22 protein-coding genes are annotated in these 22,804 nt (G+C 48.3%); 8 read left to right on the forward strand and 14 right to left on the reverse strand.

Going from position 1 to position 22,804, the window contains the following annotated elements:
* Window positions 1-3: 3 nt before the first annotated feature.
* Complete coding sequence (locus MHM94_RS03550; protein ID WP_053911267.1) at window positions 4-1,248, reverse strand: DNA-binding protein; 1,245 nt, start codon at window positions 1,246-1,248, stop codon at window positions 4-6.
* Window positions 1,249-1,423: 175 nt separating this feature from the next.
* Between MHM94_RS03550 and MHM94_RS03555 the strand changes: the two genes are divergently transcribed.
* Window positions 1,424-2,407, forward strand: a complete 984-nt coding sequence (locus tag MHM94_RS03555) for an NAD(P)H-quinone oxidoreductase (protein ID WP_235419128.1) — start codon at window positions 1,424-1,426, stop codon at window positions 2,405-2,407.
* 48 nt (window positions 2,408-2,455) lie between these two features.
* Here the strand turns inward: MHM94_RS03555 and metG are convergent, their stop codons facing one another.
* Window positions 2,456-4,489: a methionine--tRNA ligase gene (gene metG / locus MHM94_RS03560; protein WP_235419127.1), complete on the reverse strand. Its 2,034-nt coding sequence runs from the start codon at window positions 4,487-4,489 to the stop codon at window positions 2,456-2,458.
* Between the two features lie 172 nt (window positions 4,490-4,661).
* On the opposite strand from metG, the gene apbC reads away from it, so the two are divergent.
* The 3 genes from apbC to MHM94_RS03575 all read left to right on the forward strand — a co-directional run bounded on the left by apbC (window position 4,662) and on the right by MHM94_RS03575 (window position 8,932).
* A complete protein-coding gene (gene apbC / locus MHM94_RS03565; protein ID WP_235419126.1) occupies window positions 4,662-5,747 on the forward strand; it encodes an iron-sulfur cluster carrier protein ApbC in 1,086 nt (361 codons plus the stop codon).
* A 2-nt stretch (window positions 5,748-5,749) separates the two neighbouring features.
* Window positions 5,750-6,340: a dCTP deaminase gene (gene dcd / locus MHM94_RS03570; RefSeq protein ID WP_022943631.1), complete on the forward strand. Its 591-nt coding sequence runs from the start codon at window positions 5,750-5,752 to the stop codon at window positions 6,338-6,340.
* A 90-nt stretch (window positions 6,341-6,430) separates the two neighbouring features.
* Window positions 6,431-8,932, forward strand: a complete 2,502-nt coding sequence (locus MHM94_RS03575) for an EAL domain-containing protein (RefSeq protein ID WP_235419125.1) — start codon at window positions 6,431-6,433, stop codon at window positions 8,930-8,932.
* Here MHM94_RS03575 and MHM94_RS03580 read toward each other — a convergent pair.
* Both MHM94_RS03580 and MHM94_RS03585 read right to left on the reverse strand, forming a co-directional pair.
* A complete protein-coding gene (locus MHM94_RS03580; RefSeq protein WP_045978650.1) occupies window positions 8,874-9,665 on the reverse strand; it encodes a CLCA_X family protein in 792 nt (263 codons plus the stop codon). The two genes, MHM94_RS03575 and MHM94_RS03580, sit on opposite strands and share 59 nt — an antisense overlap.
* A complete protein-coding gene (locus MHM94_RS03585; protein WP_235419124.1) occupies window positions 9,662-10,252 on the reverse strand; it encodes a tRNA-uridine aminocarboxypropyltransferase in 591 nt (196 codons plus the stop codon). The genes MHM94_RS03580 and MHM94_RS03585 overlap by 4 nt, the downstream gene beginning before the upstream one ends.
* A gap of 116 nt (window positions 10,253-10,368) precedes the next feature.
* Between MHM94_RS03585 and MHM94_RS03590 the strand changes: the two genes are divergently transcribed.
* The 3 genes from MHM94_RS03590 to MHM94_RS03600 all read left to right on the forward strand — a co-directional run bounded on the left by MHM94_RS03590 (window position 10,369) and on the right by MHM94_RS03600 (window position 13,034).
* The gene (locus MHM94_RS03590) at window positions 10,369-10,710 is read left to right on the forward strand and encodes an Hpt domain-containing protein (RefSeq protein WP_022943635.1); all 342 of its coding nucleotides are present in this window, start codon (window positions 10,369-10,371) and stop codon (window positions 10,708-10,710) included.
* Between the two features lie 88 nt (window positions 10,711-10,798).
* The gene (locus MHM94_RS03595; RefSeq protein WP_022943636.1) at window positions 10,799-12,016 is read left to right on the forward strand and encodes a pyridoxal phosphate-dependent aminotransferase; all 1,218 of its coding nucleotides are present in this window, start codon (window positions 10,799-10,801) and stop codon (window positions 12,014-12,016) included.
* Between the two features lie 127 nt (window positions 12,017-12,143).
* Window positions 12,144-13,034 (forward strand): DMT family transporter, encoded by an 891-nt coding sequence (locus MHM94_RS03600; RefSeq protein WP_235419123.1) that lies wholly within the window; start codon window positions 12,144-12,146, stop codon window positions 13,032-13,034.
* Here MHM94_RS03600 and MHM94_RS03605 read toward each other — a convergent pair.
* The 7 genes from MHM94_RS03605 to MHM94_RS03635 all read right to left on the reverse strand — a co-directional run bounded on the left by MHM94_RS03605 (window position 13,003) and on the right by MHM94_RS03635 (window position 19,662).
* A complete protein-coding gene (locus MHM94_RS03605; RefSeq protein WP_235419122.1) occupies window positions 13,003-13,686 on the reverse strand; it encodes a M15 family metallopeptidase in 684 nt (227 codons plus the stop codon). The genes MHM94_RS03600 and MHM94_RS03605 overlap by 32 nt on opposite strands.
* A complete protein-coding gene (gene dapE, locus MHM94_RS03610) occupies window positions 13,683-14,813 on the reverse strand; it encodes a succinyl-diaminopimelate desuccinylase (protein WP_171041789.1) in 1,131 nt (376 codons plus the stop codon). Before dapE ends, MHM94_RS03605 begins: the two co-directional genes overlap by 4 nt.
* Window positions 14,813-15,166, reverse strand: a complete 354-nt coding sequence (locus MHM94_RS03615) for an ArsC family reductase (protein WP_235419121.1) — start codon at window positions 15,164-15,166, stop codon at window positions 14,813-14,815. The genes dapE and MHM94_RS03615 overlap by 1 nt, the downstream gene beginning before the upstream one ends.
* A 5-nt stretch (window positions 15,167-15,171) precedes the next feature.
* The gene (locus MHM94_RS03620; protein ID WP_235419120.1) at window positions 15,172-15,666 is read right to left on the reverse strand and encodes a PTS glucose transporter subunit IIA; all 495 of its coding nucleotides are present in this window, start codon (window positions 15,664-15,666) and stop codon (window positions 15,172-15,174) included.
* Window positions 15,663-16,046 carry an ACT domain-containing protein gene (locus MHM94_RS03625; RefSeq protein ID WP_022943642.1) on the reverse strand — a complete coding sequence of 128 codons (384 nt, stop codon included), beginning with the start codon at window positions 16,044-16,046 and terminating at the stop codon, window positions 15,663-15,665. Before MHM94_RS03625 ends, MHM94_RS03620 begins: the two co-directional genes overlap by 4 nt.
* Window positions 16,047-16,294: 248 nt before the next feature.
* Window positions 16,295-18,460: a phosphate acetyltransferase gene (pta, locus tag MHM94_RS03630; protein ID WP_138510216.1), complete on the reverse strand. Its 2,166-nt coding sequence runs from the start codon at window positions 18,458-18,460 to the stop codon at window positions 16,295-16,297.
* Window positions 18,460-19,662 carry an acetate kinase gene (locus MHM94_RS03635; RefSeq protein ID WP_235419119.1) on the reverse strand — a complete coding sequence of 401 codons (1,203 nt, stop codon included), beginning with the start codon at window positions 19,660-19,662 and terminating at the stop codon, window positions 18,460-18,462. Before MHM94_RS03635 ends, pta begins: the two co-directional genes overlap by 1 nt.
* A 177-nt stretch (window positions 19,663-19,839) precedes the next feature.
* Here MHM94_RS03635 and yfbV point away from each other — a divergent pair, with 177 nt between their 5' ends.
* Window positions 19,840-20,286, forward strand: a complete 447-nt coding sequence (yfbV, locus tag MHM94_RS03640; RefSeq protein ID WP_022943645.1) for a terminus macrodomain insulation protein YfbV — start codon at window positions 19,840-19,842, stop codon at window positions 20,284-20,286.
* On the opposite strand, the gene rlmA is transcribed toward yfbV, so the two are convergent.
* From rlmA to xthA, 3 genes are read right to left on the reverse strand one after another with little or no spacing between them, the layout of a single operon-like run.
* Complete coding sequence (gene rlmA, locus MHM94_RS03645) at window positions 20,271-21,080, reverse strand: 23S rRNA (guanine(745)-N(1))-methyltransferase (protein WP_235419118.1); 810 nt, start codon at window positions 21,078-21,080, stop codon at window positions 20,271-20,273. The genes yfbV and rlmA overlap by 16 nt on opposite strands.
* Window positions 21,077-21,700: an energy-coupling factor ABC transporter permease gene (locus MHM94_RS03650; RefSeq protein ID WP_235419117.1), complete on the reverse strand. Its 624-nt coding sequence runs from the start codon at window positions 21,698-21,700 to the stop codon at window positions 21,077-21,079. Before MHM94_RS03650 ends, rlmA begins: the two co-directional genes overlap by 4 nt.
* A gap of 8 nt (window positions 21,701-21,708) precedes the next feature.
* Complete coding sequence (gene xthA / locus MHM94_RS03655) at window positions 21,709-22,512, reverse strand: exodeoxyribonuclease III (RefSeq protein ID WP_045978660.1); 804 nt, start codon at window positions 22,510-22,512, stop codon at window positions 21,709-21,711.
* Window positions 22,513-22,804 lie beyond the last annotated feature (292 nt).

Below are 22,804 nucleotides of genomic sequence, written 5' to 3' on the forward strand. Positions count from 1 at the left end.
ATCCTATGCTGACTGGATGGAGTCCATATCATCATCCGAGTTCTTTTTTGCGCTTTCACCGTCTTCCTCAGAACGCAAGCGTTCAAGTTCAGCGTGAGTTTCGGCTAAGCTCAACTCTAACTCACCTAGGCGGCTTTGAGCCAAGGTTGCACTTTTAGATAGGCGCTCGAGCGTGGAGCTTGAATTTTGCTTAAGAAAGGTGATTTGTTCTTTCAAGCGTTTATTCTCAGCTACGGTGTCTGCAGACTCGCTGTCCTTAGCCACCAGTTGCTCTTCAAGCTCTTTGATCTTGTGCTGATACTGCTCGTTACTTGCAGTAAGGCGCTCAATGGTAGAAGCGGAGTTGGTTTTTAAGAACCGTACTTGCTCGTGTAACTTCTCATTATCTTGCTTGGCCTGCTCAGCTTCACTTTGAATGGTGCCGAGTTGTTCGCCTTGCTCTTTGTTTTGCTCACGCAACTGACGAATATCTTCGCGTTGGCTAGCTTGGTGCTTGGCGGCTACTGCACTTTGTTCTTTCAGCAGGTTGTTTTCATTTTTTAACTTATCAACAAGTGGCTGTTGCTCTTCGAGTTGCGCCTGTAATTGGGCAACGCTGGCGTCAAGCTGAGCTTTAAGCTCCTCGAGCTGTTGGTGCTGATGGTTTAACTCATCATGTTGGCGTTGAATTTCATCACGCTCTTGCGCCAAAGCCGCATAGTCGTTGTCAAAATTCTCAATACGCTGTTGCAAGCCTGCAAGTTTCTGCTGATGCTCTTGCTCAGTGTCTTGCGCCTGTTGGTGTAGCTGTTCAATATTCTCTGTTTGTTCAGCCAACTGCGCAGCTTGCTCGTCGAGCTGGCTCTGGCGAGCATCGACCTGCTGTTGGAGTTGTTCATTTTGCTCAGCAAGTTGATCGTAATTCTGTTGTAGATCTTCAAGGCTTTGAATGGCTAATTGCTCAGCCTCACGCATCTCGTCAAGCTGTGCTTGCACGGGCTCGACTTGCGCATCAGCAAAGGCCTGCGTTTGCGCTTTGAAGGCATGGATAAACTGTTCAGAAAACTCGATATCTAAGTCGGTCACTTTGGTAGGCTGTTGACTATCTTGTGGCCGGGCCGAGCGATCCTCGCTACGCCACTGACGGTAATGTTCGAGTACGGTAGCGCGATCTCCATCCACACGCTCGAGCAATGTTGCTAACGTGATTGGTGTACCGGCTTGGTGCAATTCATCGCACACTGCTTTTATTTCACTATATTGTGTCATCAACCTATCCTCCCAACAGACATTTAGGATAGCATTAAAACGGCCAAGAAAAAGTGCTTCTAATAAAAATATCGGAGCTAAAAGATCCTTGGCTGCTCGTAATTACTATTTTAGTTGTAGGTTTGTCCCTTTAAAATTACGTTTACATCATACTACGATCAAACGGTATTACACAATGCTAACAATTGACTTAAACGAAAATAAACAGCTAGTTATAGCGCAAACGCCCACTGTAGCAGCGGCTCGCGGACAAGTGTTAATAAAAGTAAACGCAGCGGGAGTGAATCGCGCCGATCTTTTACAGCGTCAAGGAAAATATCCGCCACCGCCAGGTGATAGTAAGATCCTCGGACTCGAGGTGTGCGGAGAAGTGGTTGCATTGGGTGAGGGCGTAGCGTCGCAATGGTTAGGGCAGCATGTGATGGCGCTTTGCGCGGGTGGAGGATACGGTGAATTTGTAGCAGTCGATGTACGTCATTGTATGGTCAAACCGGCGACATTCTCCAATGCTCAAGGCGCGGCATTTTGTGAGGTGTTTTTAACCGCTTTTGATGCCATTGCACAGTACCCAGAGTTTGGCGCAGAGCACACGGTTTTAGTACATGCTGGTGCGAGCGGTGTGGGCACTGCGGCTATTAGCCTTGCAAAATATTTGCAAGCGCAGGTGGTGGTGACCGTCGGCAGTGATGAAAAGAAACAATTTTGTTTAGCTCATGGCGCAGATAAAGCGATTAATTATCGTCAACACAATTGGCGTGAGGTGATGAAGGCCGAAGGGCTCAGCGCCGATCTCATTATTGATCCTGTTGCCGGTGGGTATTTGAATGACGACTTGTCGGTGCTTAATATGGATGGTCGTATTGTCGTTTTAGCGCTGCTAGGGGGGCGCTATAGTGAGCAATTTGATGGTGCCAAGCTATTGCAAAAGCGAGCTCAGCTGATAGGGTCGACGCTGCGTAATCGTACACCCGATTATAAGGCGAAACTGGTTGATAACCTAAAGCGTACGTTTGGCGATGCATTAAACAGTGGCCACATCGCGCCAGTCATTGATTCTATCTTCCCTTGGGAAGAGGCCATGTCAGCGCATCAAGTTCTACAAGATAATGCTAATTTAGGCAAAGTTGTGCTTACTCATGAATCGTTAGGCGAGCGCTAAAACAGACCTAAATTGAAAAGGCCAGCATATGCTGGCCTTTTGGCGGTATTACATAACCCGCATACCGGGTTTGGCGCCATCATGGGGCTCAAGAATATATATGTCCTCTTTGCCTGGTCCAGCAGCCAACACCATGCCCTCTGATAGGCCAAAGCGCATTTTTCTTGGCTTAAGGTTTGCGACCATGACCGTGTGCTTGCCAATAAGTTGCTCGGGTGCGTACGCTGATTTTATACCAGCAAAAACCTGACGCTGTGGGCCCCCTAAATCAAGGGTTAGCTTGAGCAACTTGTCAGCACCTTCCACATGCTCTGCATTGGCAATTTTCGCGATGCGTAAGTCCACTTTAGCAAAATCATCAAATTCGATTTCATCGGCAATAGGGTCTTTATCAATCTCACCATTATTGACATCTGGCGCTGGTGTGGCAGCAGCCGGTGCGAGGCTTTCTTTTGACTGCTCAAGCATGGCATTCACTTTGTCCATATCGACACGTTGCATTAAGGCTTTAAACTTATTGATCTTATGATCAACCAAAACGGTGTCTACCTTATCCCATGCTAGGTCCTCGTTGAGGAAGCTGCTCACTTTTGCGGCCATACCAGGTAGGATAGGGCTTAAGTACGTCATCAGTATACGGAATAAGTTGATCCCCACACTGCACACATCATGAGCTTGCTTCGCGGTATTTTCGTCTTTGATTAAGACCCACGGAGCTTGCGCGTCGATGTACTGGTTGGCTTTATCCGCCAGTGCCATGATCAAGCGCACAGCGCGGCCATATTCTCTGGCTTCATAGTGATCAGCGATGCTTTGGCGTGCAGCGGCAAACTCAGCGATAAGCTCACCTTCAACGTTATCACTAGAGAGTGTACCGTCGAACTTTTTGGTTATAAACCCGGCGCAGCGGCTCGCTATGTTAACCACCTTACCTACCAAATCAGAATTAACTCGCTGGGCAAAATCTTCGAGATTTAAATCTAAGTCAGTGATGCCACTGCCGAGTTTAGCGGCGAAGTAGTAACGCAGATACTCTGGGTCTAAGTGCTCTAAATAAGTACGCGCTTTAATAAAAGTACCTTTTGACTTAGACATTTTTGCGCCATTGACGGTAACAAAGCCATGAGCAAAGATATTGCTTGGTTTTCTGAACCCTGCGCCCTCAAGCATAGCTGGCCAAAATAGGCTGTGGAAATAAATGATGTCCTTACCGATGAAGTGATAGAGTTCGGCGTCGGCGCCTTCTTTCCAGAAAGCATCGAAATCTAAGCCGCTTTTATCACAAAGATTTTTAAAGCTGGCCATGTAACCTATGGGCGCATCCAACCAAACATAGAAATACTTGCCAGGTGCACCGGGGATTTCAAAACCAAAGTAAGGCGCATCACGACTAATATCCCACTGCTGTAGACCATCGGCAAACCATTCATCCAGCTTATTGGCCATCTCTTGTTGAATTGAGCCGGAGTGCAGCCATTGTTTGAGCATGCCCTCAAATTCCGGTAAATCAAAAAAGTAGTGTTCAGAGTCTTTTAGCACTGGAGTGGCGCCGGACATCACCGAGCTTGGTGACTTCAGTTCGGTGGGTGCGTAGGTCGCCCCACAGACATCACAGCTATCACCGTTTTGATCTTCGGCATCACAGCTAGGGCAAGTACCGGTAACAAAACGATCTGGAAGAAAAATACCTTTTTCGGGATCGAACAGTTGTGAGATGGTCCGCTTTTTAATATAGCCCGCATTATCAAGCCGGGTATAAATCAATTCACTCAGCGCTTTATTTTCATCTGAGTGCGTGCTGTGGTAATTGTCAAACTCGATGTTAAAGTCAGCAAAGTCACGCTGGCGCTCAACACTGACTTGGGCGACCATTTCCTCAGGGGTAATGCCTTGTTTTTGGGCATTGAGCATAATGGGCGTGCCGTGCGCGTCATCAGCACACACATAGTAGGCGTCATGGCCTTGGGATTTTTGAAAACGGGCCCAGATATCAGTTTGAATATACTCTAACAAATGGCCTAAATGTGTTGGGCCATTGGCGTAAGGCAGGGCGCTTGTTATGAGAATTTTTCTCTTTGCCATAAAGTGCTCATTCCATCTCAGATAGGGTTACTCCCGCTAATATCGGGGCTTATAATGATCATAAGCGTCTCCCGAGTATCAGTGGGGTGAATAGACTGGTGTTAATGCCCCGAATGTTACATAATTTGGCGGCACTTTTCATTACGCTTCGTTAATTATTTATGCAGTTATCATGTTAGGATTTGGTTCAAAAGTGAAATCCGCACTTTTCGGTAGTCACAAGCCAGCAAAATGGCCGTCTCAATATCAACAGTGTTTAGCGTCGTATCGTAGCGCCGCATTTCCAGTTGGGGTTCCCCCAGACGCTATTAGTGGTGACAGTAGCGAGACGCATTGCCACATCAATGCTCCTTTTGCATGTGCTCAAGAGGCAGCAGCGTTGCGTCAGTATATCGCCGAGCAACTACAACGTGATGTGCGTGTTGACATCGACGTAACACTGCAAGAATCGCCGCGCCTTAAAGCCATTAAGCACATTATTCTCGTGGCCTCTGGCAAAGGTGGGGTTGGCAAGTCGACCTGTGCTGTCAATATGGCGTTGGCGCTTCGCCGAGAGGGAGCGAAAGTGGGTATTCTCGATGCCGATATATACGGCCCTTCTATCCCGCTGTTGTTGGGCTTGCAAGGTGAAAAACCTCAGGCTAAGGATGAAAATACTTTGCTGCCATTTGAAGTTCATGGCATCAAAGCGCAGTCTATCGGCTTTTTGGTAGACCCCGATGATGCCACCGTCTGGCGCGGACCGATGGCCTCGCAAGCTCTGTCGCAACTGCTCATGGAAACAGACTGGGGCGAGCTTGACTACTTGTTGGTTGACATGCCTCCAGGTACTGGCGACATTCAATTGACTATGTCACAAAAAGTACCGGCCAGCGCAGCCATTATCGTCACAACACCACAAGACCTAGCCCTTGCCGATGCCCACAAGGGCGTGAAGATGTTTGAAAAAGTGAACGTCCCCATTCTCGGTTTGATCGAAAACATGAGTCAGTTCCAATGCCCGCACTGTGGCGAAACCAGCCACATTTTTGGTGCCGATGGAGCGCAACAGCTGGCACAGCGTTATGGCGTGCCTATATTAGCGCAGCTGCCGCTCGAGATGGGCATTCGTCAATGTTCGGAACAAGGCGCGGACTTGGGTGATGAATATCCTGAGTTAGGCCACTACTTTGCTCATGCGGCGCGTATCAGTGCCAGTGAGCTTTATTACCAACAGGGCGCTAAGCAGCGCGTTGAGATTATTTTTACGGACGACTAACCATGCGTTTATCAGATACCCATATAAAACAGTACTTGGCCGAGCAGCGAATTCAAATTACCCCTACACCAGGTGAGCAAGCCATCTCTGGCGTCAGCGTTGATTTGCGATTGGGTAATAAATTTAGAGTATTTCAAGATCATGCCGCCCCGTATGTTGATCTCAGTGGCCCCAAAGCGCAGCTAAACGCGGCCATGGAATCTATTATGAGTGATGAAATCGTGCTTGGTGAAGGAGAAGCCTTCTTCCTTCACCCAGGGGAACTCGCCTTGGCAATCACTTACGAATCAGTGACCTTACCGGCTGATATTGTTGGCTGGCTCGATGGACGGTCATCGCTCGCACGTTTGGGCTTAATGGTTCATGTGACTGCTCACCGTATTGATCCGGGATGGTCGGGTAATATTGTTCTTGAGTTTTATAATTCAGGCAAGCTGCCGCTGGCGCTGCGCCCGAACATGAAAATTGGTGCCATGAGCTTTGAAACACTCACCAGCCCAGCTGAGAAGCCATATAATGCCCGTGAAGATGCAAAATACAAAGGACAAGACGGTGCCATCGCCAGTCGTATTGGTGATGATGGTCAGCAATAACCCTATGCTGTAATACAAAGTATTTAAATTTCATGGAAAAATCGTGCACCTCTTCCATACTGTACAAGGAAGAAGTTGCACGGGGGCTTAATGGTAAAGCAGCATAAACTGAGCGCACATTTGTGGGTCATGGTTATCGTTATGCTGGGATTTTTGGCTCCAGAGCATAGTGGTGCGCTGGCTGATGACCAACAGCATGTCAGCGTCGAGATGATGCAAAGCGAGCAGCCCCTGTCATTAGCTCAGGTAACTCAACAGCCCTTTGTAGGAAGTCGCATGGTAGCGATGGGCGAAGCGATGCTGCTTAATGCGGGAGGGGATTATTGGTTCAAGATTGCTCTGCCTGCTGATAGCTGTCCCAGTTCAAGCTGTTACTTGCGCGCGCAAAACCCCGCCATTTTTAATATCGACTTTTATCTTTTTGATAATGGCCGGTTGCTGAGCCACAGTGCCGCAGGGTCATTGGCTTGGCCACCGGGGCGTGATATTGGCGCCTCAATGGCCATTAGTGGTGCACAAGACCGTATTGTGTATGTGCACGTGCGGGCGCAGCGTCATGCGCTTTTTGCCCTCGAGCATCAAGCAGAACTCGCATTTAATAAAGAGCAACAGCAGCATTGGCTTGGGTGGTCGTCCTTTTCAGGGTTGATGCTTGGTTTTGTGATCTACTGCGTCGCTGTGTGGCTTGCCTATCGCGCTGGTTACTATGGATTTTTTGCCTTGTACATCGCCAGTAGCAGCATATTTCTACTGGCCCAAGTTGGCATTACTAGATTTTTAACTCCCCAGAGTGTGCACAGCTTTTTGGTTCACTACACGGCGCTTAACGGTGTGATTATATGCATCTCTTTATTACTTTTCTTATCGCGATTACTCAGGCTAGATGAGCGTGCGAAAACCCTGCATAAAGTGTTTATAGCCGCGTTGTGGGTTGGCTGTATTGCCGCGAGTGTGAGTCCCTTTATGTCCTTGGCTCACCAAGGAGTAATCATGGAGGTGTTGTTTGCCGCAACCCTAGTGTTAGCCATTATTGCTAGTGTCAAATACAGTCCGATGCAGCGCTGGGGCAGGTTATTGGCGTTTAGTTGGCTACCTTTGGCCACCGTGGTCCTGGCGTTAGCGTTATTTTATCTGCGACCTTATGAAGTGGGTATTTATTTGTACGCTGCGTTTGCCTTTGCCTTAGTATTGAACTGTTTGCTGATAGGCTTTGCGATGACGCTGCGAGAGCGTGGGCAAATGATGGCCCATCGCCAGATAGTGTATACAGATTCTGGAACCGGTCTGGCAAATAAGCAATTACTCAATAAAACCTTGAAGAGCGCTCGTCACGAGGCCATCACGCTGGTTATGTTTAAGCCTCGGGGGTTGGTGCAGTCGCGCGCTAATTTCGGTATTAGCCACGCGGACCGTTACATTAAATCGGTGATCCACCATGTTGAGCACCAACTTGATGGGTTACCGCTATTGGCGCTGGGGCATCAGAATTCTGCTGTGGTGTGTCGCTTTAGTGACGATATTTTTGCTTTGGGGATTTGTGGCACACTGGAGCTCAGCACTATTGAGCAAGCGGTATGCGTGATCAATTCGGTATTTAATGAGGGCGTCGAGATTGATGATACCCACTTGATAGACCAGGTTGATTTTGGTGTTGCGAATTATCCACTTCATGCCCAATCTCATGAGCAGTTGGTGCGTTACGCAATGCAAGCTTTATATCGTGACCGGTTACCCGGGCAGTTGTGGCACCTGTACTCTTTGGAAGACAGTATTCGCTCGCAGCGGCGCTTAAGCTTAGCCTCAGATTTAAAGACCGCCATCAGCGATAACCAATTTCGTATTTATTTGCAGCCGCAAATATGTTTGCAAGATCAGAGTGTCTATGGTGCCGAGGTGTTACTGCGTTGGCAACACCCTAGCAATGGCTTAATCACCCCCGACCAGTTTATACCCATTGCAGAGTCGGCAGGGCAAATTATGGAAATAACCGAATGGGTGCTAAGCGAATGTATTGCATTGCAGGCTAAACTCCATGAGTTCGCCCCCAAGCATGTTATGTCGATTAATATCTCTGGTCGAGACTTAAGCAATAAGAGTTTGCCGACGCATATTCTCACCTCACTACAAGAGCAACGGGTCGCACCATCGAGCATTATGTTGGAGCTGACAGAGTCGGCGACAATAGGCGGTCAACGTAACGCTAAAACGGTGTTTGATGAATTCCGACGCATTGGTGTGAAATTAGCCATTGATGACTTTGGCACCGGCTACTCATCATTGTCATATTTAAGTTACTTAGGCTTTAACGAACTCAAAATCGATAAGCAGTTTGTGCACAATATTGCTGACTCTCCAAAAGATCAGTCAATATGCCAAGCCACCTGCGACCTTGCGCAAAGTCTTCAAGCGATGGTGGTCGCAGAAGGGATTGAGTCACTGAGCGATGCGCAGTACATGCGTAGCTATGGTTGTGACATCGGTCAAGGGTATTATTTTGCTAAACCTATGCCGGTTGCTCAGTACATGCAATGGCTTAGTCAGCATCATGACTTCGGCTTAGGGCTTGACCCAAAATCGCAAAGTAACGGCTGAAATAGGGCGCTAGCAGGCGCGCTTCATCGTCAGTAGGGTAGCCGCCAAGCTTTGCCAACTCACCTTGTTTAGTACCATTGACCAAATACTGGTTTTGCAGCGTATGGCTTTGAATATAATGCTCAAAAGCGCGTGCGCTAAGCTCTTCAGGCATCGCAAAGTAAAGGCGTCCAGCAGAATTATCAAGGTCAATGGCGCGCTTCATGTAATCGGAGCTATGATGCGCGCTGGCATCAAGAAATAAATGCCGGAACAAAGAGTTTAACGCTTGGTTCATGGGGTGTGTATTGATATCTTCGCGCGTCAGCCATAGTTTGCTGGCAAAGGCGAGCCGGCTGACCTGCGAAGTGAACAAAAAGCGGCTAATGTAATGATCAAATGCATGCCACCATTCATGAGCCAATGCACCACAGCCTGCGTTTTTCGCCAATGCCAAGGTCCGGGTGGTACTTTGATAATGGGCTTGGACACCGAGCTGGCCGCCTTGACCGAATGCCAGCGTTAAGGTTTGCCGCAGGCCAATCGCTTCGGGAGGGATGGCTAAAATCTGGGTTAGGTCCGCAAGCGCATCGTACACTAGATTAGCGGCGCGCTGACATTCCTCAGCGCTCACCCAGCGGCCAAGAGATATGGCTCGAAAGCCAAATGTGGCACGCACTTCAGCAAAATCGACATCAACACCAAAGCGGTAATCAGGCCCTCGGCGGTACTTTTTTGCCATTAACTGACTCATGATGAGTACCGCTGACGAACATGCGCAGGCATGTTTTTGAGCTGCTCCTGGACGAACCCAGCCAATAGTTGCTTTAGGGGCTGTGTTGATAGGCCCTCAAGCTGAGCCAAACAATAATTCGTCGCTTCCAACGTCGACAGGCTATCGTCACGGTTTGCTTTACGGATCCGGTACTCGCTTGCCGGTGGCTGCGCGAAGGTCAGGCTGGGCAGGGCATGGAGCCAGGGGTTCAGCTGCCACAACCGATGTACTTTACTCCAGGTGCCATCGAGTAGAATAATATGCTTGATGGCACCGCGCTGCTCGCTAAGTTGCTCAATGGCGTTTGCTTGCTCACTGGGGTAGACAACCGCAACGCCCTGATCAAGGATACTTTGCACAGCCAAAAAATCTTCAGGGTTTTCACCGGTACAGACATTCATTCGCTTTAAAGCGAGCTGAAGAAGCGGCGTGGTGCTCTTAGCTTGGCTAAGCTCGTGGGGATGGCGTAAAATCCACACAGTGATGGTATTTTCAACCGCAATAACATATTTACACACGCAGTGAGAGCTTGGGTAGTGACACTGAGCGCACAGATTCCGAGCCATAGATGCCCCATTAAATTGCAAACACCGCTATTGTAATTGCTTTAAGTGCTTGCTCCAAGTTGTCCATTTGCTAATCTCAGCTTATGCTTTAAGAAATAACCTTAGGAATTAGTATCATGGAAATAAAAATAGATGAGAATGCGCTGGTTGCCATGAAAAGTTTATTGGCCGATCAATTTGATGCGACGTTGACCTTTTGCTTTAGTGAATTTACCCGCTTACATGGTGCTTTTTTGCAAAGCTTAGATAGCCAAGATAGTGAAGCGATACGTAACATTCACAGCTTAAAGTCGAATGCGGCGCAATTCGGTGCTATCACCTTAGCAGATACCGCGCGACGTATTGAGCAGGGGTTATCTCAAGGTGAGCGCCAGTCACTACAGCAGGATATTGATAGTTTGGATGAGGTCATCGCCAGTAGCGTCGTGCAAATGAAGCAGTGGCAGCAACAGAGTTGAAATTAATTCATTAATAACCCCCTGTCGCTACTGGTAATTTCCCTTTGGGCCCGATAATCTAACTGAGCATTTCGATTAAGGGGGAAGTATGTCCGAGATACTCAAAAGCCAGAAGTTACAGGGTGTGTGTTACGATATTCGTGGTCCGGTTTTACAAGCCGCAAAGGCCATGGAAGATGAAGGGCAAAAAGTCCTTAAGCTCAATATCGGAAATCCTGCCGCGTTTGGCTTTGACATGCCAGAGGACATGCTTCGAGACATCATCCGTAACCTGAGCTCAGCACAAGGTTATTGCGATTCAAAGGGTTTATACTCGGCGCGTGTAGCCGTATATCAGCATTATCAACAACGCGGCCTACACAACCTTAGTGTTGATAATATCTTTATTGGTAACGGGGTCAGCGAGCTCATCCAAATGGTGACGCAGGCGCTGGTTAACAATGACGATGAAATCCTTATTCCTGCCCCTGATTACCCCTTGTGGAGTGCCTGTGTGACGCTCTCAGGAGGCAAAGCTGTCCATTATCGCTGTGATGAGCAGGCTGATTGGTTTCCTGATATCGACGATATTCGTAGTAAAATCACCAATAAGACCAAAGCACTGGTATTAATTAACCCCAATAATCCCACCGGGGCTGTGTATAGCAATGCGCTCTTGCATGAACTTATCGCACTCGCTCGCGAGCACAACTTATTACTATTAAGTGATGAGATTTACGAGAAAATCCTATTTGATAATACGCCACATAGCTCTATTGCAGCGTTGTGTGACGATGTCCCGGTGATCACCTTTAATGGCTTGGCGAAAACTTATCGCGCAGCGGGTTTACGTATGGGGTGGATGGTACTAAGCGGGCCCACCAAAAGGATGGCAGACTTAATTAAAGGCCTAGAGATGCTTGCCTCGATGCGCTTATGTGCCAATGTGCCAGCACAAAACGCAATTCAACAAGCGTTAGGGGGCGTGCAATCCATTGATGCGTTAATCGAGCCGGGTGGTCGTTTGTACGAGCAGCGTACTATTGCTTGGCAAGGGTTGAACGATATTGACGGCATTAGTTGTGTCAAACCCAAAGGCGCGTTGTATGGCTTTGCTAAGGTCGATACAAAGCGCTTTAATATCACTAATGATGAGACCATGGTGTTAGATTTGCTTACGCAAGAGAAAATTCTGTTGGTGCATGGGCGCGGTTTTAACTGGCCTGAGCCGGATCATTTCCGCATTGTGTTCCTGCCGCACAAAGATGAGTTACGACCAGCGATGGAGCGCATCGGGCGCTTTTTCAGTCGGTATCGGCAAAGCTAGTGGGGGTTATCACGCCAGCCTATCATTGGTGTGAAGCACCATTGGGTTTTTAATGCCCTTAGCCGTGAAAAATTTTACCGTTTTTGCCTGTCTGCTACTAAATAATTAAGCACACATGGAAACCACTATGCCCTCACTCTCTCGGTATGCTCCTTGGTTGTATGCGCTGCTGAGCATGCTCGCATTTGCTGCTAATTCCTTACTCAATCGTGAGGCTTTGGCCATGGTGCATATTGATCCGTTGAGCTTTGCCGCCGTTCGCACCGTTAGCGGCGCCTTAATGTTAACACTCCTGGTGATGTGCTCTACGGGTCGGCAAGGCCAAAAGAAATCGGTGCGGGCAGCAGGGGGCAGTTGGCTCGGGGCAATAAGCTTAACCGTTTACATGTTTGCTTTTTCGATTGCATACATTAGCTTAGATGCTGGCCTAGGCGCCTTGCTACTGTTCAGTGCAGTGCAGTTTTGCATGATCTCTTGGGCCCTGTTACACAAAGAGCGCTTCAGCGTTTTGCAATGGGTGATGCTACTGGTGGCGATGACAGCCTTTTTCATTTTGCTGAGCCCACAGGGCACGGATGTGCATTTAGGGTATAGCGGAATTATGATAGTCGCCGGTGTCGCGTGGGGCAGCTACAGTATACTCGGGCAAGGCCGCAAAGACGCGACTTTGGCAAGTGCAGATAATTTTCAACGTGCGGCAATGCTTTCAGTGCTAATTATGGTTGGAGTATTGGTATCACAACAAACATTATTTGCTCACCCCAAAGGGCTTGTGCTTGCTTTCGTCTCGGGCGCTATAACGTCAGCGCTCGGGTATGCCTTGTGGTATCGGGTTATCCAGCGCATTAAAGCCAGTCAAGCGGCGGTGATGCAACTCAGCGTACCGCCGCTGGCTATGGTAGGTGGGGCTGTCTTGCTCGGTGAGCGCATTGACGGCACTGCCATGATCAGTGCCGCCGTATTAGTGGCTGCAATCGGCGTGTTTATTATCGCGCGGCAAAAACAGGGCCAACATTAGTAACAAACTGCGTACACAGGGTATCGAGGTGCGCCATGATTGTCTCATTGCCAGCCACGTCACTGTCGCGCAGGGCATCGGTGATGGTGCTCGGATTTTGCCATGGCAGCAAGATACTGGCGCTGGTTATATGGCTAATGTGCCACGGCTCTGGCGCTACGCCTCCGCGATAACAATCGTAAGGTCGGTAAAAGCCGTACTCGGCCATGTGCTCATCCAACCATTGAGATAACTGTGCAAAAGGCCCTGTGGGTGCATATTCTTGCTGCGTTAATGCCAGCGCATAGTCGTCGCTGACAGCGCTATTGTCCCAGACATCAAAGTCAGTACCAAAATGATGCCGACTGGCACCGGGGAGAGCTGAAAATAACATAATAGCTTGGCATCGTTGCAAAGTATTGAGGTGCGACAACTCGACTACCTGCTCATTGATATCTAATACACTACGGTGGCCATTAAATTTTGCATTCCAAATCGCAGCTTGGCGTGAGAACGAACGAAACGCCGAGGCTACGCGTAAATCAATACCGTCCTTTGCAGCCCCGCGCTGCAACCGCTTCAAATCGTGTAGCGCCTCATGGTGGACAGATTGCTGTTGATAACTGACTAAGTGCTCGTCACTTCGCCCTGTGGCACACATCGCTAGATTCATGTGAGTAAACGTTCCAAAATTCCCTCATAAATGAGCGCAAGGTTGTCTAAATCAGCACAACTGACGCACTCGTTCACTTGGTGAATAGTCGCATTACGCGGCCCAAGCTCGACGACTTTTGCCCCTGTGGGGGCGATAAAGCGGCCATCAGAGGTACCGCCGCTGGTTTGCAACTCGGCTTGATAACCCAATTGGCTATGAATTGCCTGTTGGACAGCGTCAATCAGCTCACCCGGCTCAGTGATAAAGGGTTCACCATTGTGCACCCAACTGAGCTCATAGGGGAGCTGGTGTTGTTGTAACAATTGCACAACGCGTTGCTGTAGTTGTGGTGCCGTTACTTCGGTGCTGTAGCGAAAGTTAAATTGCACCTCTAAATCCCCTGGAATTACATTTCCCGCTCCGGTTCCTGCATTTATATTGGAGATTTGCATGCTGGTGGCAGGGAAGTATGCGTTTCCCTCATCCCACTTTTCAGCGCACAAAGCGTCTAGAAAACCAGTGGCGCGATGGACGGGGTTATCGGCTAAATGGGGGTAAGCTACGTGCCCTTGTTTACCTTTCACGGTTAAAAACGCAGTTAATGAGCCACGGCGGCCATTTTTAACGACATCAGCTAACTTATCTGTGGATGAAGGCTCGCCGACAATACACATGTCTATGTGCTCATTACGTGCTTGCAGTGTGTCGATAACCCGAGTGGTGCCATTAATAAAGGGTCCTTCCTCATCAGAGGTGATAAGAAATGAGATTGAACCTTTATGATTAGGGTGTTTTTTTACGAAACGCTCGGTTGCTACCACCATCGCCGCCAATGACCCTTTCATATCAGCGGCACCGCGCCCGTGTAAATAACCATCGTGCTCTGTGGCGGCAAAGGGTGGGAATTGCCATTGGCTCTCATCGCCGGTAGGTACCACATCGGTGTGCCCGGCAAAGCAGACATTGGGCGGCTGATTATTACGTCGTGACCAGGTGTTTAGGGTATCAACAAAAAACATCGGCTCATTGTTAAAGCCCACCTTGGCTAAACGTTCACTGATCACATGCTGGCAACCGGCGTCATCAGGGGTCACCGAGCGCCGGCGCATCAGCTCTTTAGCTAGGTTTATGACATCACTCATAATTAGCTCTTAGCGAACATGTTGTCGTAATCGGCCGCTTTATAGCCAATTAATGCCTGATCGTCAGTGCGTAGAATAGGGCGCTTGATTAACGCCGGGTGTTCAACCATTAATGCCATGGCGCTGTCTTTATCAAGCTGCTGTTTTTGCTCATCACTGAGTTGGCGATAGGTGGTGCCTCGTTTATTGACCATGGTTTGCCAACCAAACAGGGCTTCGAGTTGTGCCAGCAGGTCACTGTCGAGACCGTGTTTGCGATAATCGTGAAATGAATAATCGACCCCCAAACTATCTAAGTGCTTTTTCGCTTTTTTAATGGTGTCGCAATTACTAATGCCGTAAAGAATGATGCTCATGAAATCTACTTCTTGTGATAAATGAATAACAAAGGCTCAGCGCAATGTGCCTGCTTGTGGCTAAATAATATCTCTGCGCTAAAACGTGTGTGGGTCACTATCATAGCGACCCGAGGTGCCGATTTAAACTGGCGTAGGTCAAAGTAAGCGAGTTGCATCCCCTTGCGTACAGGGGTGCAGTTAAGCGCCGATAGTTTTGCCTTGTTCGTTAGCGTGGGCTCATCGCTGTGTAAATGCACTAATATATGCACGCCGTTATTGCTTTTAAAGCGCCATTGTTTGGCACCCATATCAACGCTAAGTAGCTGACCGTCGCAGGGGGCTACCAACTTATGTGAATGCATCTCGATACACACCCCAGCGCCAAGTAAACCATGTGCCATAAGTGCACTGGGCAGGCAACTTAAAGTGTGCACTTGGCCGCTCACAGGAGCACACAGTGTTAGGGTGGGTGAAGGGGGTAACTCAGCTGGCAAGCAAAATTGACTAACTTGGCTCATGAGCGAACGGTGTAACCTTCTTTTTTAAGTGTCGACATGGCATTTTTTGCCTGTACGCGTTTAACCAAAATATAGTCTGTATCAAAAGTAGATACAGCAAAAATGGAAATGTTCGCTTGTGCCAACACGCCGGAAATATTAGACAATATACCTGTAAGCGAAAAGCCAAGGGGACCGAGTACTTCAAAGGCCACCCAGCCTGGTTCTTGCTCTAAACTATCAAGCTCAATATCACTGTTGCATACAACGGAAAGCTCTTCAGCTGTTTTGGCAACGAAATAAAACTCGCTTTGGGTAATGGCTTTGGGGATCTCGCTGGTGCTCTCAAAGCTATGAATCGTAAAGTCGTTCGCAAGCAATTGTAGCGTTTGTTTAGCCATAACGATCCCCTTTGAGGTTAAAGTTAACTTATACCGAAAATAACTCGACGGGTCTAGGGACTTTGCTTTTGCTTAGTTAGATTATAAGCAAATCCAACATAAATGGGTATTAAGAGTGGGGTCGAGGTAAGGGCCATGGTGACAAAATAAGTTGCTAACAAAAGCTGTGGATAAGTTTGGGGGTAGCGTGGTTAATAGTCTGTAACTTTATGAAAAGGCAGCACTTATTTATGCTGCCTGATTATTGTTCAGGCGTCGCTCAGTTGCTCAGCCGCTTGTTGTGCTTGAATTGCTGTCAGTGCAATGGTGTAGACTATGTCATCCACTAAGGCACCACGGCTTAAGTCATTCACCGGTTTACGCATGCCTTGAAGCATCGGGCCAATACTCACTAACTCGGCGCTTCGTTGTACAGCTTTATAGGTGGTATTGCCGGTATTCAAGTCAGGAAATATAAACACTGTTGCCTGTCCGGCGACCGGGCTATTTGGGGCCTTTTTGCGCGCTACATTTTCCATGATCGCGGCATCATATTGCAGGGGCCCATCAATGATAAGGTCGGGACGTTTTTGTTGCGCTAATTCAGTGGCGGTCCGTACTTTTTCGACGTCGGCGCCCGCGCCCGAGCTACCGGTGCTGTAGCTGATCATCGCCACCCTAGGTTCAATGCCAAAAGCGGCCGCTGAATCTGCCGACTGGATAGCAATATCTGCCAATTGTTCCGCCGTTGGGTCTGGGTTAATAGCACAATCGCCATAAACCAGTACTTGATCTGGCAGCAACATGAAAAAGACCGATGATACCAGTGATGAGCCTGGCGCCGTTTTAATCAACTGCAGCGGTGGGCGAATGGTGTTGGCCGTGGTATTGACAGCCCCAGACACTAGCCCATCGACTTCGCCTTCGGCTAACATCATGGTACCCAGCACAACGTTATCTTGCAGCAATTCCTCGGCGACAACATGGGTAAGACCCTTGTTCTTACGAAGCTCAACCATAGGTGCAACGTAGTTAGCGCGGATGCTGTCAGGGTCAACAAGTTGAACATAGTCATTGAGTTCCACGCCCTGTTGCTCAGCGATACGCGCGATCTCTTGAGGGTCGCCCAATAGCACAGTCCGGGCAATGCCGCGCTCACCACAAATAGCCGCAGCCTTGATGGTGCGTGGCTCTTCGCCCTCCGGCAGGACGACGGTTTTGTTGGCTCTACGAGCCTTATCGGTAAGCAAGTAACGAAATGCTGGCGGCGAGAGTTTACGTGTTTTCTGCGAACTTTGCGCCAAGCTATCGAGCCACTGACTATCGATATAGGTGGCTTGGTGCGCCTTAACTTTATCAACGCGCTGCTCATCATCGCAGGGCACTTCAAGGTTAAAGTTATGCAGCAATAATGACGTGCGCCACGTATCGTGCTCGGTAGCCAAAATAGGCAGGCCGGTTTGTTCCATAGCCTGTTGGCACAGCGCCATAATACGAGGTTCAGGTTCAATATCACCGGTGAGCAAAATGGCTCCTATCTTGGTGCCGTTCATCGCCGATAAGCAACCTGCAACTAACACATCTGAACGGTCCCCCGGTGTAACCAGTAACACTCCGGGAGAGATATGGTTAAGTAAGTTAGACACGGTGCGCGCACAAAAGGTTACGCGACGTAAGCGCCGATGTAATAAATCGCCTTGATGAATCACTTTAGCATCAAGATACTGTGCTAAATCGATGGCTCTTGGAGCGACCAGCTCGAAATCCCACGGGATGCTACCGAGCAAGCGAAAGGGTTGCCGACGAAATAGCGGCATCGAGGCTAAACGGTGCAGCTCATTTTCTAGTTGCTCCGGGTTGAATTGCTCAACCAAGTCGGCCCGTGCACGGCCTTGTTCATCAAGCGGCGCATTCACTTTGTTAAAGATACAACCAAGCACACGCGGGTGACTGATGCCACCGTAATTGCCAGCGGCTATCTCAATTTTGTCCTCTAACTCCTCTAAAGAGTCATTACTGGGGGTCACTACAAACACAATATCAGCGCCAAGAGTCTGGGCTATTTCTCGGTTCACACGCCCCGCATAAGGTTGGTTTCTGGTTGGTACCATGCCCTCAATGATGGCAATTTCATCATCATGAATTGCACTTTCAAAACGCTCAACGATCTCTTCAAGCAAGGTATTTCCTTTGCCATCGCCAATCATATTTTCAGCGTAGGTCAAAGAAAATGGCTCCGGTGGATTGATGCTAGAGCCGATTTTCACGATCGCAGTCGATTTCTCAGGTCCACACTCGCCACGACGGGGTTGGGCAATGGGCTTAAAGAAGTTTACTTTGATGGCTTTTTGTTCCAAGGCCCTCACTAAGCCCACGGATACAGAGGTAAGGCCGACACCCGTGGAGACGGGAATTAGCATAATACGACGTGACATTATGATACTCCTTTTGCTAGGCGAGCGGCATCTTGGCAAATCATCCACTCCTCATTGGTGGGGATCACCACCGCCTGAGCACGGCTGGTTGCCGTGGTAATAACGCCTAGGTTGCCAAAGCGGGCCGCAAGGTTACTCTCTGGATCAATATGGGTATCTAAAAAGGCTAAATGGGCGAGCACTTTAGCGCGAATAATGTCTGAGTTTTCGCCAATGCCTCCGGTAAAGATAAGTGCATCGAGACCAGCAAGCGGTACTAAATAAGCAGCAATCTGCTTAGCCAGTCGGTAACAGAAAATATCCAGGGCCAGGGTAGCCTTGGCATTGCCAGCGACATGCGCCTCTTCTATGGTGCGACAGTCATTGGATAATTCGCTGATCCCCAACAAGCCACTTTGCTTGTTGAGTATGTCGCTGACTTCTGCACTGGCATAACCTAGTTGGTTAGTCAGAAAGTCAAACAGTCCCGGGTCAATATCACCACTGCGAGTGCCCATCACCACGCCCTCTAAAGGAGTGAGCCCCATGCTGGTGTCAACACTGCGGCCATTTTTTATCGCACACACCGAGCAGCCATTGCCGAGGTGGGCACTAATGATGCGGCTGTTATCTGCATCTAATCCAAGCTCTTTAATAGCCATTAAACTCACATACGCATGACTGGTACCATGAAAGCCGTAACGTCGTACACCATGGCGCTCATATAATGAGTAAGGCAAGGCATACAAATAAGCATGCTTAGGCATCGTTTGATGGAAGGCGGTATCAAATACGGCAACCTGAACGAGCTCAGGAAATGCCGCCTGTGCAGCCCGAATGCCCGTTAGGTTTGCTGGGTTATGCAATGGCGCTAATTGTGCCGTTTGAGTAATGGCATCAATAATATGGGGAGTGATAATCTGCGAGCCAGTGAATTGTTCGCCGCCATGCACCACACGATGACCTACGGCGATTAAATGTTGGCTCAAAGAGAAATTACCAATAAGCGTGACCAAGGTATCGATCGCTGTTTGGTGATCGGCGCCCTTAGGTAAGGCGTTAGTATGCTTGTCGCCAGCAAATTTATACTTTAAGGTGGCGTCGTCACTGTGCAGACGTTCTGCTAATCCAGTGAGTAGTTCATCGCCAGAGTTGGCATCCATAACAGCGAACTTCAAACTTGAGCTGCCACAATTGAGTACGAGGACGTGTTGTACAGACATTAAATAGACCTGTGGTTGAATGTAGGAACGTGAACCCATCAATGAACTTAGTCGGGCGCCAAAAGATTAGCTATAATCCTTAGGTGAACCTAGTGCAAAACTAGACTAAGGTATAATTGATAGGTGATATATATTTTACCTTAATTTCAGACATAGCGTTAGTTGTTAGAGGCGCAAATGCAAAAAAGTCTTATTTCGCAAATACAGCAAGGTCACCAGTACACTAAAGTGTGGCCGCTACGGCGTGAGCTAGCGCCGCTGTTTATAGAAAACAGGGTGGTGAATGCCACGGCCTTCGCTATCAAAATCATGCCTGCGGTGGCACTGACAAGTTTAGTGATTCAACTTCAGGTGTTGGGGCAACAGTTTTTGGGGCCCGCTCTTGCATGCGCCTTACTGATCTTGTCTTTACCGGTGCAAGGTTTATTATGGCTCGGAAAACGTGCTGAGACACCGCTGCCACCAAGTATGGCACTGTGGTATCGTGAACTTCACGAGAAGATGGCTGCACAAGGATATCAAGGAGCACCAGCAAAAACTAAACCTTGCTATATGGAGTTGGCTAAGTTGCTCCGTGATATGTTTGAAAAAATGGACAAAGCCTTTCGTCAGGATATTTTCTGATACACCGTAATGAAAAACTCGGCGTCGATAGTCACCTCATCGGCGCTTGCCAAATCTGCCATTTGAATTTCACTGAACTTCCATGCAAAGGGTGTCATCAGGGCTAAATCTCTGGCATCTTCTCCAGGTAATGAAATTTGCTGTTGTAACAACTGTTGCCGTTGCCGATTGAATCCGGGCGGTGTGTCAGGAGCAGTGTGCTCGCGCACCTGTTGATATATGAGCGCTTTTAACTGCGCTAAGTGTCTTGGCCCTGGCGAAACAACAATAAGGTGGCCGTTGTCCTGTAACAAGCGTGCACTTTCATCGGCGAAAATAGGAGCAAATACGCTGCTCACCACACTGGCGCAGCCACTGGCCATGGGCATTTGTTTGGTTGACGCCACGGCAAACTGACAACCAGGGTAGCGCTTGGCTCCATAACGCACGGCAGGTTTTGCAATGTCAATGCCATGAACAAGCTCTGGGTCTTGAAATTGCGCTGCCATCGCTGCGCTATAGTAGCCTTCACCGCAGCCCATATCGACAACATAACCTGTTCCCGAGTAACACGCCGAGACTTCTTTTGCCAGCGCATCGCGCATAAATTGGTAGTGGCCCGCATTTAAAAATCGTCTTCGCGCCTGCACCATGTCCTGATTATCTCCAGGTTGTTTGGATTTTTTAAACTGTACCGGGAGCAAGTTGACGTATCCCTCTTTGGCATAGTCAAATTGATGGCCCTTGGCGCACACCAATGCTTGGTTTTGACGTTGCAGCGGTTGCTGGCAAAGAGGACAACAGTAAGCACTCATTGAGAGAGGTATTCCTTATCATAAAAGGTGCGCACCCAGTGTGGCCGATAGATCACCATCAACGTCATGGCCATGCCATTTAGCATCGCTTCGGGAAACCAGATCAGGGCGCTTAAAAATAGGTAGTTTTCAGTGAGCGTTACCCAATCATAACTACCGATAAACCAAAAATAGCCGGCACCGATAAAAATTTTCAGGCAATTAGCCAGTGCTGCACACAAAAAGCTACAAACAAAAATATAGATGAACAGATGCCGGGGAAGGGCGTGATACACCACAATAAATAATAAATAGCTAAAATAAATAGGGATCAGCGCCGTCAGTATGATGAAGGTTGCTGCACTTTCAATACTGACCACGGAAAACGCCAGCAACAAGGCCGTTGCTAATACACTGGCCAGTGTCGCTAGGCGCCAGCCTAAGATCAGAGTGACCGCAGTGACGCCAAGAATATGGATATCTAGGCCCGGGAATATACCTGCCTTGATACGCCAAAGTAGTGCCAGTACTAAGGCGCAGGCAAATAAGCCTTTTTGCCGAGCAGGATGCGCTATCAACCCGGTTAAACTGGCTTTATCGATGCTCAGGGCAAGGATAATTGCAAGTATGATATAGCTCATGGCTGCGTTTAAAAAGTGCTCCAAATTGGGGCGTGATCAGAAGGCTTTTCAATGCCTCTTAACTCATAATCAATGCCGCTGTCACTCAGGGTGCTCGCCAATGCCTTGGTCGCCAAAATTACATCAATTCGCAGTCCTCGGTTATCATCGAAGCCTTTCGAACGATAGTCAAACCAAGAAAATTGGTCGTCCGTATCTGGGTGGCATTGGCGATAGGTATCGACCAAGCCCCAGGCCAGCAGTGTATCCAGCCACTCGCGTTCTTGTGGTTGAAATGAGCATTTTCCGGTTTTTAGCCAACGCTTTTTATTCGCTTCACCAATACCGATGTCTAGGTCGGTTGGGGAAATGTTGATATCCCCCATAACGGCTAATTTACTGTCAGCGTGGTAATGGCTATCCAATTCAGTCATCAAATCAGCATAAAACTGTCGTTTATAAGGGAACTTGGTTTCATGATTGATGTTATCGCCTTGCGGGAAATAGCCATTTAGCACCGTAACATCATCACCATGGCTATCTTCCACAGTAACGGCAATCATCCGTTTTTGATGATCATCGGTATCGGTAGAGAAGCCTTTTTTCACCTGCTTAGCGGGGTTTTTGGTTAGCATTGCCACGCCGTAATGACCTTTCTGCCCGTGAAAATACACGTGGTAGCCCATGGCTTCAACATCGGCGACAGGGAATAAGTCGTCATGTACTTTAATCTCCTGAAGGCCAACGACATCAGGGTTGTGTTTTTCCAATAGCGCCTGCAGTTGGTGTAACCTTGCGCGAATGCCATTGATATTAAATGAGATAAGTTTCATGTCCGGAGATCCTTTTGCACTAAATAACGGCGTTGTTGGCAGTATACCAAGCCCGTCGACAAGTAAAAATGGCTAGGCTTTTGTTTCGATTAAAAATGCAGTCTTACTGAACAAGTCGACATTTTTAAGATGATTGAATTGTGAGCAAAAAGTACAGCTATTAAGCATTTGTTACATGATAAATGTGATTACGTATATGAATTGTTAATTCTTTAAAATATTTTTAATTGCATAGCTAATGCAGTTGACATCGTATTTTGTGGATATAAAATTCAGTTCAAATTTTGATCAC

This window comes from Pseudoalteromonas sp. CNAT2-18.1 (assembly GCF_022347865.1).
GTDB lineage: Bacteria > Pseudomonadota > Gammaproteobacteria > Enterobacterales > Alteromonadaceae > Pseudoalteromonas > Pseudoalteromonas ruthenica.